The 16,599-nt window shown below is 31.1% G+C and carries 16 protein-coding genes; 13 read left to right on the top strand and 3 right to left on the bottom strand.

The features are described 5' to 3' along the window. The 3 genes from OREMA_RS0114605 (at window position 1) to spoIIM (ending at window position 2,581) form a co-directional block, all read left to right on the top strand. Complete coding sequence (locus tag OREMA_RS0114605; RefSeq protein ID WP_018249990.1) at window positions 1–1,167, top strand: endonuclease Q family protein; 1,167 nt, start codon at window positions 1–3, stop codon at window positions 1,165–1,167. Continuing rightward, on the top strand, window positions 1,148–1,846 hold the full coding sequence (locus OREMA_RS0114610; protein ID WP_018249991.1) for a hypothetical protein: 699 nt from the start codon (window positions 1,148–1,150) through the stop codon (window positions 1,844–1,846). Before OREMA_RS0114605 ends, OREMA_RS0114610 begins: the two co-directional genes overlap by 20 nt. 93 nt (window positions 1,847–1,939) lie before the next feature. Further along, window positions 1,940–2,581, top strand: coding sequence for a stage II sporulation protein M (spoIIM, locus tag OREMA_RS0114615; protein ID WP_018249992.1), 642 nt, complete (start codon window positions 1,940–1,942; stop codon window positions 2,579–2,581). An 87-nt stretch (window positions 2,582–2,668) separates the two neighbouring features. On the opposite strand, the gene OREMA_RS0114620 is transcribed toward spoIIM, so the two are convergent. Together OREMA_RS0114620 and OREMA_RS0114630 are read right to left on the bottom strand one after the other, a co-directional pair. Then, window positions 2,669–2,980: a hypothetical protein gene (locus tag OREMA_RS0114620; RefSeq protein WP_018249993.1), complete on the bottom strand. Its 312-nt coding sequence runs from the start codon at window positions 2,978–2,980 to the stop codon at window positions 2,669–2,671. A gap of 1,209 nt (window positions 2,981–4,189) precedes the next feature. Further along, window positions 4,190–4,618 (bottom strand): hypothetical protein, encoded by a 429-nt coding sequence (locus OREMA_RS0114630; protein WP_018249995.1) that lies wholly within the window; start codon window positions 4,616–4,618, stop codon window positions 4,190–4,192. A 612-nt stretch (window positions 4,619–5,230) separates the two neighbouring features. Between OREMA_RS0114630 and OREMA_RS0114640 the strand changes: the two genes are divergently transcribed. The 3 genes from OREMA_RS0114640 (at window position 5,231) to OREMA_RS0114650 (ending at window position 8,905) form a co-directional block, all read left to right on the top strand. Continuing rightward, complete coding sequence (locus tag OREMA_RS0114640; protein WP_018249996.1) at window positions 5,231–6,406, top strand: phosphopentomutase; 1,176 nt, start codon at window positions 5,231–5,233, stop codon at window positions 6,404–6,406. Window positions 6,407–6,693: 287 nt separating this feature from the next. After that, on the top strand, window positions 6,694–7,518 hold the full coding sequence (locus OREMA_RS0114645; RefSeq protein ID WP_018249997.1) for a purine-nucleoside phosphorylase: 825 nt from the start codon (window positions 6,694–6,696) through the stop codon (window positions 7,516–7,518). An 82-nt stretch (window positions 7,519–7,600) separates the two neighbouring features. Beyond that, on the top strand, window positions 7,601–8,905 hold the full coding sequence (locus OREMA_RS0114650; RefSeq protein WP_018249998.1) for a pyrimidine-nucleoside phosphorylase: 1,305 nt from the start codon (window positions 7,601–7,603) through the stop codon (window positions 8,903–8,905). Between the two features lie 52 nt (window positions 8,906–8,957). Here the strand turns inward: OREMA_RS0114650 and OREMA_RS0114655 are convergent, their stop codons facing one another. Then, entirely contained in the window at window positions 8,958–9,425 is a 468-nt protein-coding gene (locus tag OREMA_RS0114655; protein WP_018249999.1) for a chemotaxis protein CheX, read from the bottom strand. 210 nt (window positions 9,426–9,635) lie between these two features. Here OREMA_RS0114655 and OREMA_RS17910 point away from each other — a divergent pair, with 210 nt between their 5' ends. From OREMA_RS17910 to OREMA_RS0114690, 7 genes are all read left to right on the top strand, one after another. Further along, a complete protein-coding gene (locus OREMA_RS17910; protein WP_018250000.1) occupies window positions 9,636–12,605 on the top strand; it encodes an AsmA family protein in 2,970 nt (989 codons plus the stop codon). Between the two features lie 118 nt (window positions 12,606–12,723). After that, window positions 12,724–13,899, top strand: coding sequence for a D-alanyl-D-alanine carboxypeptidase family protein (locus tag OREMA_RS0114665; protein ID WP_018250001.1), 1,176 nt, complete (start codon window positions 12,724–12,726; stop codon window positions 13,897–13,899). Between the two features lie 171 nt (window positions 13,900–14,070). After that, window positions 14,071–14,412, top strand: a complete 342-nt coding sequence (gene spoIIAA, locus OREMA_RS0114670) for an anti-sigma F factor antagonist (protein WP_026189024.1) — start codon at window positions 14,071–14,073, stop codon at window positions 14,410–14,412. A gap of 4 nt (window positions 14,413–14,416) precedes the next feature. Beyond that, window positions 14,417–14,845, top strand: a complete 429-nt coding sequence (gene spoIIAB / locus OREMA_RS0114675) for an anti-sigma F factor (protein ID WP_018250003.1) — start codon at window positions 14,417–14,419, stop codon at window positions 14,843–14,845. Window positions 14,846–14,856: 11 nt separating this feature from the next. Beyond that, entirely contained in the window at window positions 14,857–15,633 is a 777-nt protein-coding gene (locus OREMA_RS0114680; protein WP_018250004.1) for a SigF/SigG family RNA polymerase sporulation sigma factor, read from the top strand. A 132-nt stretch (window positions 15,634–15,765) separates the two neighbouring features. Then, the gene (locus tag OREMA_RS18955; RefSeq protein ID WP_018250005.1) at window positions 15,766–15,939 is read left to right on the top strand and encodes a hypothetical protein; all 174 of its coding nucleotides are present in this window, start codon (window positions 15,766–15,768) and stop codon (window positions 15,937–15,939) included. Further along, the gene (locus OREMA_RS0114690) at window positions 15,932–16,597 is read left to right on the top strand and encodes a stage V sporulation protein AA (protein ID WP_018250006.1); all 666 of its coding nucleotides are present in this window, start codon (window positions 15,932–15,934) and stop codon (window positions 16,595–16,597) included. The genes OREMA_RS18955 and OREMA_RS0114690 overlap by 8 nt, the downstream gene beginning before the upstream one ends. Window positions 16,598–16,599 lie beyond the last annotated feature (2 nt).

Below are 16,599 nucleotides of genomic sequence, written 5' to 3' on the forward strand. Positions count from 1 at the left end.
ATGAAAGAATATTTTATGGATTTGCACTTACATATAGGAAGAAGTAATTCAGGGCAAGCAGTAAAGATTACAGCATCAGATAAATTGACTATTGAGAATATAATTGATGAAGGAAAAGATAAAAAAGGGATAGATATCTTGGGGATTGTTGATGCTGCATCTCCAGAAGTAATTAAAGATATTGAAGTTTTGTTAGAGCAGGGTAAATTGATTGCTTTAGAAGATGGAGGATTAAGCTATAATCAAGAGATAACGATATTATTAGGTTCAGAGATGGAAGTGAAGTCAGAGTTTGGTCAGGCACATTTATTATCTTATTTTCCTTATTTAGAAGATATAAAGAAATTTAGTAGTATAATGTCTAATTATATTAGCAATATTAATTTAAGTACTCAAATGACCTATTTAACAGCTCAAGAGTTATTTGAAATTGTCGATGAATTAGGTGGAATTATAATTCCTGCTCATTCCTTTACTCCCCACAAGGGATTATATGGAAGTTATAGTGATAGTTTAAGCAGAGATGCCTTTGATAAGATAGCAGCTATAGAGTTGGGGTTGAGTGCAGATAGTGAGATGGCCGATCATCTATCAGAGTTAGCAGCTAAGACCTTTTTAAGTAATTCTGATGCCCATTCTTTGGGTAAGATAGGTAGAGAGTATAATAAAGTCTTAGTTAAAGAAGCGAGCTTTAAAGAGGTATTACTGGCCTTAAGAAGAGAAGGTGTGAGGAAGGTTTTGGCTAATTATGGGTTAAGTCCTAAATTAGGAAAGTATCATAGAAGCTATTGCTTAGAATGCAAGCAGAAATTAATAGCTAAGATTCCTGCTATAAAGTGTTATAATAATCCTAAGCATAAAATTGTTAAAGGTGTTTTAGATAGATTGATAGAAATAGCAGATAAAGAAGAGGCAATTCATCCAAAGCATAGACCAGCATATTATCATCAAGTCCCTTTACTGGATATACCAGGCATAGGACCTAAGACTTTAGATCAATTAATCGATTCTTTTGGTAGTAAAATGAATATTTTGCATAAGGTCTTTGATGAAGACTTAAAAGAGATTGTAGGGAGGAAGATTGCTAGTACAATAATTAAAGCAAGAGAAGGTCAACTAAATATTATTCCTGGAGGTGGAGGGAAGTATGGAAAGGTTAGCAACTAGTAGAGAATTTGCTCATACATTGAATATAACTTCGAATGCATCTGGGGCTGCTCAGGCTGCACGTAAAGGTGACATAATCGTAGTTGTAGATATTATTGATATGTCAACTACAGCTGAGTCAGCTTTAGATGCTGGAGCTTTAGAGGTTTTTGGGGCTAGTTCTGATAGGGTGTCAGTTCCAGTTACTGTTAATCCAGAAAAGATAGGTTATTTTGCAGGTAAGAAGGCGTTAAAGCATAATACCGAGTTAATAATAGTAGCTGAGCCTCGTTTGGGAAGTGAAGATGAGAGAATAGAGAATATTCAATTGGCTTTAGCTGGAGTGAAGCGGGCTGGGGCAAATATTGAAGCTATCTTGCCTAATGTAGGATCACAGGTATCATCTTTAGCAGATTTTAAGGATAAGGTAGTTTTGATTATAACTGATTCTGGTGGAGTTGCTTTTGATGCTGCCTATAATCATGGAGCACCTCAAGTGACTACAGGAACGATTGTAAGAACTATGAAGAAGAAAGGTATAAGACCGGCTAAAGACTCTGCTAAAAGGGCGATTAAATTGGCTAAAAAGTATAATACAGGGATTACCCTGGTAGCAGCTAGTTCTAACTCTTATGAAGATGTATTAGCTACAGAACATATTGCTAAATTAATTATAGAAGAGGGATTTTTGCAGGTATAATGTAATAAAATCATTCTTCATTAACATAATAATTAGTAATCTAGATTGATTAGCATTAGTTATAACATCTAAAGAGATGTTAGGAGGAGTAAAATGGCTAACTTTAGATATTTAAAGTTACAGCTAGAAATGTTCTTTAGAGATAATATCTTGATTTTGTTATTTATTATTATCTGCTTTATTGTCGGTGTGCTTGCTGGATCGATAGCTGCTAATACTTTAACTTATCAGCAAAAAGAGGTTCTGCTTGATTATTTATCAGGATTTATTACTGAGGTTAATCAGTTATTAACAGACCAACAGTCTTTGCTAGCTAAACAGGTTATTGCTGCTAATTTGAAGTTTGGGCTGTTATTTTGGATTTTAGGAATAACTATGGTCGGAGTAATAGTTATTCCATTTATTATTATATTAAGAGGTTTTATCATGGGTTTTACTGCAACATTTTTGATTAGAGAGATGTTTTTTAAGGGAGTGTTATTAGCTGTTACTTCAATCTTGCCACAAAATCTACTGTTGATACCAGGTTTTATCTTGGCTGGATTCTTAAGCTTTGTTTTTGTATTTAAGTTGGGGGCTGTAATGATGTCTAAGAGAAAGTATAATCTTAAATCGATGCTATTTCAATATTCCTTTTCGATGCTGGGAATTACTCTGGTATTATTCTTGGCAGCATTAATAGAGGTATATATAGTTCCGCCATTGATTAGATTGGTGGAGGGGATAATTATTTGAGCAGATGGGGAGTTTCCATCTGCTTTTGTGAGTTTAGAATTATTTATATTTTTTAGATTTGATATCTGCTATATAACACTACTCCTTTTATATTTCTTTTAATATTACTTGTTGAGCTGAAATCTTTGTTGCTGCATTACCAGTAGTATTTAATACTAAAAGATATTCATTTTCCTCAACTATTAAAATAGGATAACTTCCAATAGATTTACCTGAGAATTCACAATTCCTTCCCTCGCTTCTCAAGTGTTTAACTGTTTCTTTTGTTAACTTATCTAAATTAGCATACATTTCATCTAATTCCAAATTTATCGAATTTTTATTCCCAAAAGAAGTATGTAATAAGAAAAATATTTTTATCCCTTCTAAAAAATCAGATAAATCATCTTTACTAAGCATATAATCATCCTCCTAAATTAAATATTCTGCTAATATAACTGTCAATCTAAATATATTTAAAATGAAAATTAATTTTCTCAAGTAACACCCATTGATAATTATAAGTTGATTATAAAATAAATTATCTAATAAATAAGACTATTTTAAATTATATAACCAGATGTGTCTCAGGTTTGCAATGTTCTTATTTAGATAAAGGTATAAGAGGTACCCAATTTAAATATACAATTGAACTAGTTAAGAAACCAATTAGCAAAATTAATATTTCTAATAAAGGAAAAGCTATCAAGTGTTCTAGATGGTTTGAAATAAAAAATGGTAACATAGCAAGAAGTGATTTTTTAAATGGTACCCCTACTTTTTTTCTACAATTCTTACAAGTAGCTGGAAAAATAGGACCTAAACATAATTTTCTAAAAATTGAAATAGTTTTACCACAATGAGGACATTTATTATAGATATTTTTTCTCCTTTCTACTTATATATTTCAAAATTCTCTTTAAAATTTTATTAAATCTTACAATAAAAAATAGTTATATTAGATTTTGCTATGGTTTAATATAACTTATATATATCTATCTAAAGTCAAGCTAGATTTCTGTTAGTAGATGATACTTATACATTTCTAAACAATTTTTATTATTACTTAATGTATCCATTGTAATTTTTAGTGGTTTTATATAGATTATTGGGTAATCTTTTTCATCATAATGCTTACGTATTGAAAACGCTAACTGTTCTCTGTCTATAGAAAATTATGCATTAATACCTTCTTTATTACCTCTTGCACCTAATCTAATCCATTTGTTAATTTTTGATAAATGTACTACATTTAAAGCATGAATGCAGTAGCCTGTTTCTAGTTTTTATCCTAATATAAATCTTTGATAGCAAAAACCTGTTGGTATATCAATTCCTCTAAGTAATGCTGCTAATAAATTTGATTTTGCATAGACATATGCCTTCCTTATATTCTAATGCCTCTGAATATACCACATCTTGATTCTATCAGTTTAATTCCCCCTTTAAATTATTTAATTTTTTTTAAGATAATTCTATAGATACTTTTTTTCATAAAACATACTTTTTTTATACTCTAATATCAAAAATTATAACTATTTGTACTTGCACTTAGCGATTTCAGATAACTTAATTTAATCTCCACCAATCCCATCTGAATTACTAAATATAGCAATTTAATGATATCAATTAATCTTCATAAGATGAAACCAGTTCTCTTGTCATTTTCAAGTTAACAGGAATTCCACCTGAAGCAAACTCACAGTTATGTAATGGAACTATCATACACCATAGATTTCTACCATTCTGTGATTTTACTTTATCACTAATTGAAATGAAGGCATTAGTGATATCAGAAAATAGTTTCTTCTTAATCTCTTCATCAATTGCGTCTGAAAACAGGTGAATTTTTACTAAAGCTCTGTCATGATTTCCTTGTTCTCCCCCAACATAGAGGGAATTAAACTTCTTAATATCCAATAATGCAATTGATCTTGATATTGGATTGTCAAGCAAACCTTCAGTATCTAAAAGAATTTTCGTTAACTTCTTAGCAAGAATAGATTTTTCTTCCTCAGTGATAAGATTTTTAGTTATTGATACTTCTGCATAAGGCATAATTTTTTCCTCCTATCTAAATAAAAGATATAGATATATTAATTTAAAAATAAAAATTCAAATCCAAAGTCAAGATTATTAGCCACAGATAAGAGCATTAAAATATAAAAAGTACTTAAACTTAATTATTTAACCACTGGCTTTTGGCTAGTGGTAGAAGCTAGAATCTAGTAGCTGCTAAAAAATACTTTTATAGAAGTTATTTTTCTACACAAGCAAATAAATCCCTTGCCACAATATAAATATAATGTAAAATAATACAATGAAACTACAAAAGCAGGGAGAGAAGTTAACTTTTCCTTGAGTAAAAAATAATAGTGATGAAATTTATTTTTTTTCGCAATCAAGGAGGAGTTTCGAACTTAATCTAGAAATATGATATTAGAATTGGTCTGACGTCTAACGAAGTGAGAATAAAATTAATATTTGTGTAAAGATAGGTTAAACTAAGGTGTAGTTTATAATGTATAATTTACAATTTATAATTAAAAAATATCATTGGAGAGAAGAAAGTTTTAATTTAGAGGGAAAGCTAATTGGCCTATAGGCATCCTTGGATGAAGCTGTCTTGGGTTGGAAGCTATATAATTTTAAAAATAGAGGTGAAATTTAATGGATATTAAACGAGTAAATATAATTGTTTTGGATAGTGTTGGAATTGGGGCTTTACCTGATGCTGCTGATTTTGGTGATGAAGGGGCAGCTACATTACAGAATACTGCTAAAGCAGTAGGAGGATTGAACCTACCAAACTTAGAGAGCTTTGGCTTAGGTAATATTGAAGATATTGAAGGAGTAGCAAAGGTTGATAGTCCAAAAGCTGCTTTTGGTAAGATGGCAGAAGAGTCAAATGGGAAGGATACAACAACAGGGCATTGGGAAATAGCAGGACTTATTTCTAAAGATCCTTTTAGAACTTATCCTAATGGATTTCCTGATGAAGTGATGGATCAATTCCACGAAGCAATAGGAAGAGAGAGCTTGGCTAATAAGCCTGCTTCTGGAACAGTAATCATTGAAGAATTGGGAGAAGAACATATGAAGACTGGAAAGCCTATTGTTTATACTTCGGCAGATAGTGTATTCCAGATTGCAGCTCATGAAGATATTATCTCAGTTGATAAGTTATATGAGATGTGTGAAAAGGCTCGTAAGATATTACAGGGAGAGCATGCAGTAGCAAGAGTTATTGCTAGACCTTTTGTAGGTGAGCCTGGTAACTTTGAACGTACCGCTAATAGAAAGGATTACTCTCTAACACCACCTGAAAAGACTATTTTAAATCATCTTAAAGATGCAGGTCATAAGGTAATGGCAGTAGGTAAGATTGAAAATATCTATGCAGGCGAAGGAATTACTGATGCAGTCCATACTAAGCATAATATGGATGGAGTAGATAAGACTTTAGATTATTTAAAAAGTGAGAAGGAAGGTTTGATCTTTACAAACCTAGTAGACTTTGATTCTAAATATGGACATCGTAGAAATCCAGAAGCTTATGCTAAGGCATTAGAGAATTTTGATCAGAGAATGCCTGAGATTTTAGAGCAATTAGATGAAGAAGATTTACTAATTATTCTTGCTGACCATGGTTGTGATCCAACTCATAAAGGAACAGACCACACTAGAGAGTATGTGCCATTATTAGTTTATAGTAAGCAACTAGAGGGGGGAGCTGAATTAGGAGTTAGAAAGACCTTTAGTGATATTGCAGCTACTCTTGCAGAAGTATTTGGAGTTGAAGAAACAGGAAATGGAACTAGTTTCTTAAAAGATTTAACTAAGTAATATAAAAGCCAAAAATGATTGTTAGCCACGGATTAACACAGATGAAACACGGATAAATATCCAAGTATTAAATCATATTAAACAACACTTTGAAACCACGAATTGTCACGAATATACACGAATAAGAGAATTAAAGATAATAATTAATATTCTAAAAAGTTTTCAATGTTTGGGATCTTTAATTAGTGTTAATTCGTGTCCATCTGTGGCAAAAAATAATTAGATCTTTATAGGTTTATATACAGGTTTTAAAGGTTTTAATTATATAAAACAAGGGAGGAATTATTATGGCAAGTGAGACTATGAAGAAGATTCAAGAGAGTGTTAATTATATCAAAGATCAAGCAGGGATTACTCCTGAGATTGCTTTGATCTTAGGTTCGGGATTGGGAGTATTAGCAGATGAGATAGAGAATAAGACGGAAATACCATATGGAGATATTCCTAACTTTCCAGTATCTACAGTAGAAGGTCATGCTGGTCAGTTGGTATTAGGTGATTTAGAAGGCAAGAAGGTTGTAGCAATGCAAGGAAGATTTCATTATTACGAAGGGTATGATATGTCCTTTATTACCTTCCCAGTTAGAGTTATGAAGATCTTAGGTGCAGAGAAATTACTAGTAACCAACTCTGCTGGTGGGGCTAATCGTCACTTTAATGTAGGTGATTTTATGATTATTTCTGATCATATTAACTTCACAGGAACTAATCCATTAATTGGAGCTAATGAAGATGAATTAGGTCCACGTTTCCCAGATATGTCAGCAGCTTACAATAAAGATTTAATTGAATTAGCAGAAAGGGTAGCTGATGATAAAGGGATTACAGTTAAGAAAGGTGTCTATGTTGGATTTTCAGGACCAACTTATGAGACGCCAGCAGAGATTAGAATGATACAGGTCTTAGGTGGAGATGCAGTAGGGATGTCTACTGTACCGGAAGTAATTGTAGCAAACCATATGGGAATGGATATTTTGGGTATCTCATGTATTACGAATATGGCAGCAGGTATTCTGCCACAACCTTTAGGACATGAAGAGGTTATTGAGACAGCTAAGCGAGTTAAACCTAAATTTATTGAATTGCTTAGAGGAACAATAAAGAGTTTATAATTGATACTCTAGAATAAAAAAGATTAAATCTTTCAATTATCAAATTTGAATTATAAATTGTATATTAAGGAGGGGGTAAATAATGAGAGCTTATGATATTATCCATAAAAAACGTGATGCTAAGAAGTTGAGTGATCAAGAGATAGAGTTTTTAGTTAGGGGATATACAAAAGGTGAAATCCCAGATTATCAGATGTCAGCTTGGGCGATGGCTGTCTTCTTTCAAGGGATGGATAAAGAAGAGACTGCTAAGTTGACAGAGGAGATGGCAAACTCTGGTGATAATATAGATTTAAGTTCAATTGAAGGTATTAAGGTTGATAAGCATAGTACAGGTGGTGTAGGTGATACAACTACTTTGGTTTTAGCTCCCTTAGTAGCAACTTGTAGTGCACCAGTAGCTAAGATGTCAGGGCGTGGTTTAGGACATACTGGTGGTACAATTGATAAACTGGAGTCAATTGAAGGATTTAGTACAGCTTTGGCTATGGATAAGTTTATTGATAGTGTAAATCAGAATAAGGTAGCTATAGCAGGACAAACTGGGAATTTAGCTCCTGCTGATAAAAAACTATATGCTTTACGTGATGTAACTGCTACTGTTGATTCTATTCCTTTGATTGCAAGTAGTATTATGAGTAAGAAGATTGCTTCTGGAGCAGATGCTATAGTATTAGATGTTAAGACAGGTAATGGTGCTTTTATGAAAAGTTATGATGGGGCAGTAGACTTGGCAAAAACTATGGTGCAAATTGGTAAAGAAGTGGGGCGTAATACTATTGCTGTTGTTTCTGATATGGATCAACCTTTAGGATGGGCAGTTGGTAATGCTTTAGAGGTTGAAGAAGCCATTCAAACTCTTAAAGGTGAAGGACCTTATGATTTAACAGAGTTATGTTTAACTTTAGGTACTCAAATGTTATTGTTATCTGAAGTTGTAGATAGTGAAGAAGAGGCTAGAGAAAGATTAGAAAGAGCAATTAATGATGGTAGTGCTTTAGAGAAACTTAAAGAGTTGATTGCTAATCAAGGTGGAGATCCAAGTGTTGTGGATAATCCAAATCTATTACCACAAGCTCAATCTAAATTTGAAGTGAAAGCAAAGACTGCTGGTTATGTGCAGCGCATAGAAGCTGAAAGTGTAGGTATTAGTGCGATGTTACTAGGTGCGGGTCGTGAGACTAAAGAATCAGAGATTGATTTAGCTGTTGGTTTGGAATTGTCCAAGAAGGTTGGAGACAAAGTTGAAGTAGGAGAGGTTCTTGCTACTTTATATTACAACGATGATCAAAAATTAAAGGAAGCAGAGGATAAATTATTAAGTGCTTATCATATAGGAAGTGAACAATTAGAGATGAATCCTTTAATTTATGAGATTATCAGCTAATAAATAAGCATACAAATTAATATTAATAAAAAAAGTAAGAGGATTAATCCTCTTACTTTTTGTTTTCTTCTAAAGATACATTAATTTCAAAATCACCAATATCAGTTTTTAAAGGAATTACTAAGAATTTTCTTTGGTTTGTAGTAATTTGTACATTATCTCCATAGGTAATAGAAGGAGGGGTAATGTCACATTGATATCCTAGTTCAGATAAATTAGTAAGAGAATTTCCAGTAACTATATTAGCTAACTCTCCAATTGCAGAACTAACTAATTCATCAAACTTATCTGCTGACATACCTGCCATTTTAGCAAATACTTCTAAGGCTGTAGTATCAGCCATACTATAATAAATAAATCCCTTTAGATCTCCTGTAACTCCAATAGAAGCATTTACTTTTTGAGCTGCAAAAGGGCTTTTGCGTACTTCTAATTCACCTCGTTCAACTTCTACTTGTATCATATTCTGTAATACGCTTTTAGTAGCCTCAAATATTGGATTAATATATTCTTGTTTCATATTTTGCTGGCACCTCCTGGAATTTTAAACCTTGATTTTCTGCTATTAAGTAATGAATTCTATAAAAAAAATGATTATCCTCTATAATGTGAAAAATTATTATAAGTAGATATTATTTCAATTGATTTTATAAATTTTGAAAGAGGATAAATCAAAGCAAATGAGAATTTAATAGCTAAGTGTTACATTAATAGTGATAGGGGGATAGTTATGAAAAGTGAGTTGGAGAAAGATAAATTAAGCTTGAAAAAGATTAGTTTTTATTTGTGTATTATTATCTTTATTATGCTGTTGACAGGAGTCTTTTATTTAAAGAGCTATTTTGATTCAGATAAATTAGCAAGTTTAGTTATACCTAAATTAGAAGAGAGTTTGAGTAGGGAGGTTAAAATTAGAGATATAAAACTAAAGTTTATCGGTGGGATTGGTGTTAAGGTTGATGGAATTATTATTAGTAAGAGTTTAGATTTTGAGGAGGGTAATTTAGCGGAACTAGATAGCTTGAATTTGGACTTTGCTCTATTACCTTTATTAAATAAAGAGGTTAAGATTAAAGATTTAACTCTAGTAAGGCCCATTATTTATTTAGAGAAGGATAGAGTGAGCAAGACAAATCATAATTCTAATAGCGATATTTCAAAATCTAACTCTAAAAAAGGAGTAAACCCTGTTTTTAATTTAGATAAATTGGAAATAGTTAATGCTCAGATAAAGTATATAGATAGGCAGAAAGGTTCAGTAATTGAATTAGATAATTTTAGTTCTGAATTGACTATTAGCTTAGATCAGGATAATAAATTATCTACAGCAGGAAAATCAACAATAGGGAGGTTGAGTATTAATAATTCAAGTCAAACAGATTCAAATATTGAGGATCTAAATCTCTCTTTAAAGCATGATTTAATTTATAATCTAGCCAATAAGAAAGTAGAGGTTAGAAGATTTGATTTAGGCTTAGATCAATTAGATCTTAAAAGTCAATTTAATTTAATTCTAGGGAAGAATCAGCTGAAGATAGGAGATTTCAAAGCTAAAGCAGGAGATTCTAGCTTGAATTTTGATGCTGACTTACGTGAGACTGAAAACCCAAGCTTAGATATTAATTTAAATAGTGATATCTATTTAGAAGATTTGTTAGCAAAATTACCGATTGAATTTGCTAAAAACCTTTCTGGTAATATTAAAGCTGATTTGAGTCTTAAAAATATTAGAATCAATCAAGTTAAAGATAATCTCCAGAATATGAAATTATCAGGAGATATTAGCCTAGATAAGTTTAATCTAGATGATAAATTAGCTATCAAAGATATTTCTGCTCTCGTTCAGATTAGTGAGCAAGAAATTAAAAGTGATGATCTTAAGTTAGCTATAGCTAAGGATATAGTTAATGCTAAGATCAAGATAAATAAATGGAAAGAGCTATTAGCTGATATTTTAAATCAGAGAGAAGAAGTATCGGGAAGTATTAATTTAGATTTAGCAGCAGAAGGTCTGAATTTAGACAAAATCTTAGACAATAAGAAAGATAATCAAGCCAAAGTAGATCCTTCTAAGGCTGAAGAAAAGAAAGTCTATCTTCCTAAATTGAACTTATATTCTAAGATTAATATAGATAGCTTGGAGTATCAAGAAGATGAATATGAAGATATTATGGCTACTATAGAATTAGAAGATTCAATAGTCAATCTAGAAGAATTGAGCCTAAGTCAAGGTGATTCCAATTTACTTACTAGTGGAACTGTTGATTATAGTCAATTTAGTCTTACTAATGATTTTAAGTCGATAGATTTTGATTTAAATGTAAATAGTGATATCAATTTAGCTAAGATTAGAAGGAATCTGCTTAAAGTTGTGCCAAAGTTGAAGAGATATGATTTTTCTGGAAGATTAAATTCTGACTTAAGTGCTGAGTTTCTCTTAAGTGATATTATGGAAGATCCACTCTCTAATTTAGATAAGATAAATATATATGGCGATATAGCAGTGAGTGGAAATAATATTGAACTTCCTCAAATGGAAAATACCATAGAGAGTTTAAAGGGGAAATTTAAATTTAATAAACAGAGCCTTGAAGTAAGAGATTTCAATTTCAATTTAGCTAAATCGGATCTATCAGCCAAAGTTTCTATCGGAGATTGGCGGGATACTTTGCTAGTCTTATTAAAGAAGAAAGAAGCTACTAATTCAAAAGCAGTTATTGAATTAAATTCTAAATTAATTTCAATTGATGAGTTTTTAGCACTTCTATTTAATAATAGTCAAGGGGTCCAAAAGGAAGAAAAGGATAGCGGAGAAGTAAAGAAATCGACTCCAAAGATACCTATAATAATGCAGGCAGATATAGATGCTTTAAGGTATAGTAGCCTAGTAGTGAGTAATATTAATACTAAAGGAAGATTAAGTAATGAGTTACTTGAAGTTGATAAGTTAAATTTAGGAATTAATGGGGGAAGTATTACTGCTAAAGGTCAGCTTGATTTTAGCCCAAATAAGCCAGAATATCAAGGTGATCTGAAGATTGATCAGATTGAGATTAATCAAGTTTTAAGTCTATTTACCAACTTTAATAATAAATTATATGGAAAAACTAATTTAACTACTAAATTTGGAGGTAGAGGTTTTTCTTTGGAAGATATACTAAATTCTCTTACATTGCAAGGAACAGCTTTGATAAAAGATGGAGAGCTAAAAGGTTGGGGATTAGTTAATAAATTAAATAATAGCTTCAACCTTTTTGATGAAGAGAGTTTAGCTTTTAAGGATCTTCAAGGAAATATTGATTTAAGAGATGGGAGATTATATTTAGATGACTTTTCAGCCGATACTAAGCTTGGAGATATTAAGCTTGTTGGTTCATCAACTTTAGCAGGTAAAGTGGACTATCAATTAGATTATTTACTCTCTAATAAAGAGTCTAAGGAGTTAAATTTGAATCATAAAGAATTATTCTATGCTCCAGATACTACTAGAGTTGAGTTGAACTTTAAAATTAAAGGAAGCGTCTTAAAGCCAGAATTTAGATGGGATAAAGGTGATATTGAGAAGAAAATTAAGGAGAAGGCAAAAGATAAAGTAGAAGAAAAGACCAAAGAAGAGATAGATAAAGCTAAGGATAAAATTAAAAAGGAATTAGAAGATAAGAAAGACGATTTAAAGGATATTTTTAAAGGGTTATTTTAAAAGATAGGAGAAGAGGCTAAATTTAGCCTCTTCTCCTATCTTTTATCCTTTTTTTTACAATCATACTTCATAAGCTATAGTAATACATATTACTAAGAATGTGGGGTGAGTTTAATCTATGAAAAAATCTAAAAGGATTATAGGCTTAAGTCTATTATTAGTTTTTATTTTTTCTCAAGTCATTTTAGCTATAGATAAGCCTGAATTTAATTTAGAGTCTAAATCAGCAATTTTAATGGATGCTAAGACTGGTAAAATACTTTATGAAAAAAGTCCACATCAAAAGTTACCACCAGCTAGTATTACAAAAATCATGACTATGCTACTGGCTATGGAAGCAATAGATCAAGGAAGAGCAGATTGGAAAGATAAGATTAGTACCAGTGAATTTGCTGCACAAATGGGAGGTTCACAAATTTGGTTAGAGCCTGGTGAAGAAATGACTTTGCAGGATTTATTAAAAGCAGTAGCAGTGGTGTCAGCAAATGATGCTTGTGTAGCAATTGCAGAGTATCTTTATGGAACAGAAGAGAATTTTGTAAAGGCGATGAATGATAAAGCTAAAGAATTGGGAATGAAGAATACTTATTTTTATAATACTAATGGTTTACCACCAACAGATCCCAAGGTTGAAGGAAATCATACAACTGCCTATGATATATCATTGATGTCAAGGGAATTATTAAAGCATAAGAAGATACTCGAATTTACATCTATTTGGATAGATCATTTGCGTGATGGAGAAAGTTTTTTACGTAATACAAATAATTTAGTTAGATTTTTTAAAGGGGCAGATGGATTGAAGACAGGATACACTCAAGAAGCAGGATTTTGCTTATCATCAACAGCGAGAAAAGGTGGGATGAGATTTATAGCTGTGGTAATGAATGCCCCAAACTCAAAGTTACGTTTTAAAGAGGCGCGGGAGCTATTATCTTATGCCTTTAGTATTCATAAGTCGATCGATATTGTAGCTAAAGGGGCAGAGGTTACTAAAGTCAAAGTCTTCAAAGGTGAAAGTGAAGAGATAGATGCTATTGCTAAAGATGATTTACAGGTTGCTGTTATAAAAGGAGATGAGCAAGAGGTCGTAAAGCAGACTAGAATCAATAAAGATGTTGTAGCACCAGTCAAATCTGGAGATAAGGTAGGAGAGATTGTAGTATTAAAAGGGGAAGAGGTTCTAGGTAGAGTAGATCTTGTAGCTAAGCAAGGAGTAGAGAAGGCTAACTTCTTTAAGATTATAGTTCAGATATTTAAGAGGTTTATTAGTAAGTTGATGAATGTTTTTTAAGTTGATTTAGTAGTAATAAAGTTAGGTTAATAGTTTATAATGGCAGCTTTAGGGCTGTCTTTTTCTTTGGATTATAATTTATTAGTTATTCAAAGAGGAAAAATATTTTCAGTTAATAGCAGGAAAAAAATGGTTAATATTGAATCATTAATAGAGAAAGGAGTGATAATAATGAAATTATCCTTTAAAAAAATTAATAATAGCTTAATTATAAGATTGGAAGGAGAATTTGATTTACATACCGTTGATCATTTTAAAGAGAAATTAGAAGAGAAAATAAATGATAGAATTAGAAATATCATTTTAAACCTAGATGGTATTAAATTTATTGATAGTTCTGGATTAGGAGCAATTTTAGGGACATATAAGCGAATTACTAAAACTGGAGGAAGCTTGGCTATGGTTAAAGTCACTCCTCAAGTCGAAAGAATATTTGAATTATCGGGAATTTTGAAGATTATAAAGATTTATTCATCAGAAGAAGAAGCATTAGATAAAATCTTGGGGAGGTAAGAAGATGGAGAATAAAGCTAAATTAACTATAGATAGCTTATCTGATAATATTGGATTGGCTAGAGTAACAGTAGCTTCCTTTGCTTCACAACTAAACTTTACTTTGGCAGAGTTAGAAGAGATAAAAGTTGCTATTTCTGAGGCGGTATCCAACTCTATTATTCATGGATATGCAGAAGAAAGTGGTGAGATAGAAATAGGAATGAGAGTTTATGGGGAGCAATTAGAGATAATAGTTAAGGACCAAGGCTGTGGAATTGAAGATATTGAAGCTGCTTGTGAACCTGCTTACACTACAGCAGGAAGAATGGGATTAGGATTAGTTTTTATTGATTCTTTTATGGACAAGTTTGAGATAGAATCTAAAGTTGCTAAGGGGACAACTTTAAAAATGATAAAGATACCAGCTCAGGAGAAAAAACAGGTTAATTAGGAGCTGACATTATGAATAGCTTATTAAATGTAGATATCAAGAATCATAAATTATTAACTCAAAAGCAGATAAAAGAATTGATATTTAAGAGTCAAGAAGGTGATAGATCTTCAAAAGAATATCTAATTGAGAATAATTTAAGGTTAGTTTTAAAGATTGCTCATCGTTTTAAAAATAGTGGATATTCTTTAGAAGATATATTTCAAATAGGTACTATAGGATTGATTAAAGCAATAGAAGGCTTTGATTTAAATAAGGATGTGAAATTTTCAACTTATGCAGTTCCATTAATTATTGGAGAGATTAAGGTTTTTTTACGAGATGATAATGTTATCAAAGTTAGTAGAAGTATTAAGGAGACAGCTTATAAGATAAAGAAAGTTAAAGAAGAATTAACAAATAAATTAAATCGAGAACCTACAATTCATGAATTGAGTATAGAAGTAGGATTATCTAACGAAGAGATTGTATCTGCTCTAGAGGCTGTACAAGCTCCAACCTCAATTTACAAATCGGTTTATCAAAATGAAGGAAGTACTTTAGAATTGATTGATCAATTAGTAGATTCTAATAATCATTATGATGATAGATTAAATCAGCTAGCTTTGAATACTATCTTAAAGAAGTTAGATGACAGGTCACAGCTAATCATTAAATTGAGATATTTTCAAGAAAAGTCACAAATTGAGATTGCTAATATTATTGGGGTATCTCAGGCACAGGTTTCTAGGTTAGAAAAGAATATTCTAAAAAAAATAAAAGAAGAACTATTAGATAAGCACAGGTGATAATCCTGTGCTTTTTGTATTGAATTTAAATAATTTACATATAATAGATTTAGAAAATATAGATTAGTAAAAGAATCATTCAAACTTCACAAATATTCTTTATTTTTTATTCGTAAAGAAAGGAAGTGAACTATGTTTAAAATTAACCTCAAAAGGATAATCTATTTAATAGCTTTTCTCTTTCTTGTCATAATTAATTTTTATTTATGGACTAATATCTTTACAGAAGAAGAAATATCACCAAGAGCCAAAAAGGTCTTTAGTAATCAGGTTGATTTAGGTTTAAGAAGTGTAAATTATGAATAATACTAAAGATATTAAGGAAGAGATATTTTTAAGAGTTAAAAGGGTAATTAAAGCTCAGCCAAATCAAACACTATTAATAAATGACTTAGCAGAAGTGATTACAAATCAAGAATTACAGGATAAATTAGAAAAAATTCAGGTAAAAGAGGTTACAAAAAAAGCTGGACAATCTATGATAATTACTGCTTTAGAAATTGTACAAGCAATTAAAAGAGAGTTTCCTGAAGCAAGAATAGAACATTTAGGTGAAGCAGATTTAATTGTTGACATAGAAGATAATTCGCAACAATCCTTTAATAAAAATAAACCATCTAGATTATATGTTTTAGCAGTAAGTATAATACTATTTATAGGATCAGCAATGGCAATTATGAATTTTCATGCCGATGTAAGTATGGTAAAAGTTCATCAACAGATTTATGCATTAGTTATGGGGAAATTTACGAAACGTCCTTTATTATTACAAATTTCTTATTCAATAGGTCTAGGATGTGGAATGATTATCTTCTTTAATCAGATTTATAAATATAAATTTAATAAAGAAGATCCTAGCCCACTAGAGATAGAGATGTACTTATATAAAAATAAAGTTAATCAGTTTTCCTTGTATCAAAAAACTAAGCAGGCTAAGAAAGGAAATCAGAATAAACATTATTAGGT

This window comes from Orenia marismortui DSM 5156, assembly GCF_000379025.1.
Lineage (GTDB): Bacteria > Bacillota > Halanaerobiia > Halobacteroidales > Halobacteroidaceae > Orenia > Orenia marismortui.